Source organism: Faecalibacterium sp. An58, assembly GCF_002161515.1.
GTDB classification, from domain to species: domain Bacteria; phylum Bacillota; class Clostridia; order Oscillospirales; family Ruminococcaceae; genus Faecalibacterium; species Faecalibacterium avium.
The window spans coordinates 1-2107 of the sequence record NZ_NFHX01000062.1; the positions used below are offsets into that span (position 1 = coordinate 1).

At 53.1% G+C, this 2107-nt stretch carries 4 protein-coding genes; all 4 read right to left on the reverse strand.

The window, feature by feature from the left end; translation table 11 throughout:
• Window positions 1-136: 136 nt before the first annotated feature.
• Window positions 137-994 (reverse strand): DMT family transporter, encoded by an 858-nt coding sequence (locus tag B5G12_RS14105; RefSeq protein WP_087325486.1) that lies wholly within the window; start codon window positions 992-994, stop codon window positions 137-139.
• A gap of 9 nt (window positions 995-1003) precedes the next feature.
• Window positions 1004-1285 (reverse strand): metal-sensing transcriptional repressor, encoded by a 282-nt coding sequence (locus B5G12_RS14110; protein WP_087325487.1) that lies wholly within the window; start codon window positions 1283-1285, stop codon window positions 1004-1006.
• Between the two features lie 91 nt (window positions 1286-1376).
• Complete coding sequence (locus tag B5G12_RS14115) at window positions 1377-1721, reverse strand: plasmid mobilization protein (protein ID WP_242956064.1); 345 nt, start codon at window positions 1719-1721, stop codon at window positions 1377-1379.
• On the reverse strand, window positions 1718-2107 hold a 390-nt coding region (locus tag B5G12_RS14120; protein WP_144064183.1), incomplete at its 5' end, for a DUF3849 domain-containing protein. The genes B5G12_RS14120 and B5G12_RS14115, both read right to left, overlap by 4 nt.

Here is a 2107-nt window from a genome sequence, read left to right on the forward strand (position 1 = left end):
CATAGTTGATACTATCCTGAATGGCCCGCCGTACCGACCGGCCCTTGCCGGTGTGCAGCGGCATGATACTTGTGGTTGCCATGAGCACCTCCTAAACAAAAAAAGAGCGGCCCGCTCGCGCAGGCCGCCGTAAGTTTTATGCAGCAAAATATGCACCTAAGGCCATGATCAAAAGAGCCGTCCAAAAGGAAAGACTCGGCATTTCCTGGAAGATCAGCAAAGACAAAAGCACGCCGATGAACGGCGAGATGGCATAATAGGCGCTGGTCTTGGCCGCCCCCAGTTTTCGCTGTGCGTAGACATAGAAGAAAATGCTCAATCCATAGGACACAAATCCCAGCAACAGCGCACACAAAATCAATCGCAGGGGTGGAAGCTGCTCTCCGACCACAAACGCAATCGCCAGTGAACCAAGCCCGGAACCAAAACCTTTTAGCACCACAATCTCCAGCGGGTCGCTTTGCGACATCATGCGAGTACAGTTGTTTTCAAAACCCCAGCAAATGCAGGCCAGCAGGACGAACAGCGAGCCTGTCGAGAAATGTAAGCTGGAAGCGTCCTCCATGGAAAGAATTGCACTTGAAAGAGTAATCAGTCTGATGGCCAGCCACAGGCGTTTACCGATGGCTTCCTTAAAGACAAGCAGCGCGATCACGGATGTGGCCACGATCTCAAAATTATTGAGCAGAGAAGCGTTGGCCGACGTTGTAGATCTAAGCCCGATCATAAGGCAGATTGGTGCCGCAATATCCAGGACGATCATGCCGACGGCAAAGGGAAAGTCTTTACGCGTCAATTTCTGTTCATTCTTCCCCATTTTCAGCTGCTGTCGAACCATCCCGAGCAAAAGCATTCCAATACCCGCGCCCAGATAGAGCATTGCTGCCATCATGGTAGGCGTTGCTTCCTGCAGCAGAAGTTTGGATAACGGCGCATTAACAGCATAAAGCGCTGCAGCCAGTATCGCCCATAAAATGGACAAATGTTTGCTCATATCTCCCTCCTACTTAACAAACTTGTCAATGGCTTCCGACAAGTCCTGCAAGACTTTTGTGTCTCCTGTCTCAATGGACTCCACGACACAATGATTGATGTGATCCTGCAAAATCATTTTGCCAACATTGTTGATGGCTCCCCGCACGGCGGCGATTTGGATCAGCACCTCGCTGCAGTCGCGCCCTTCCTCTACCATTTTCTTTACACTCTCCAAATGTCCAATGGCACGGGAAAGCCTGTCGACAACTTTCTTTGTTTCGGTGTGGGGATGTGCGTGCGTCTTATCCATAAAAAAGCCTCCTTATCATATCCCCCCCAGGGGGATATGATAAGGATAGCACAAACCGCAGGATTTGGCAATCCCGTAGGATTCAATGGCCTCAAGAAATGCTCGCCAGTCGGTTCAGAACTTCACGCACGCTTTCCCAGAGCTGTTCCTGGCGTTTTGCGATGTCCGCCAAATCTGCCTCGTAAACCCGCCCGGTAGTGTTGACCCGGCGCACCAGCTGGTTGAGGTTGCTGCTATGCCTGCGCAGCAGAGAGAGCAGCTCTTTCAGCTCTGGCAAGTCCAGCCGGACGGCGTACCCATCCAGCGCCATCTTGCGCAGATAGGCTTCCCGGTTGAAGATGCCAAGCTGTTCCATCTTGCTTTCAATCGTCGCCAGTTCTTCCTCGGAAACGCGGAAATTGAGCTGAACACCGCGCTTTCGCTTGGGCTGGCTCACCGCTCCGGCTCCTTCTTTTTGGGCATGGCCTGCACGGGTGATTTCTTCTCTGCCTTCTCCTGCGCCTGCTTGAGCTGCTCCCGGACAGAGGCGCGGGGCTGACGTTCTACTTCCCGCCGCGCCTGGCTTACGAACAGGTCGGTCAGGCCGGCGTGACTGTTCACCACAAACTCACAGTTCCTCTCAAAGCCAAACGAATCCGGGTTGGGAGGGATGTCCACCGTTCTGGCCCAATCCTTGTTATAGGGACGGAAACGCCCGTCCCATCCCTTTTGCTGAATGGTGTAGGCTAGAACATACATCACCCGCTCGGGACCGAACTTCTGCATCACTTTGTCGGCGGTCCCCTTCGCAAGGCGTCTGCCGTCATAGTTTTGGTCAATACT

Coding starts and splice junctions, on each gene's coding strand:
- B5G12_RS14110 (WP_087325487.1), bottom strand. CDS start 1,285: ATGGATAAGACGCACGCACATCCCCACACCGAAACAAAGAAAGTTGTC.
- B5G12_RS14105 (WP_087325486.1), bottom strand. CDS start 994: ATGAGCAAACATTTGTCCATTTTATGGGCGATACTGGCTGCAGCGCTT.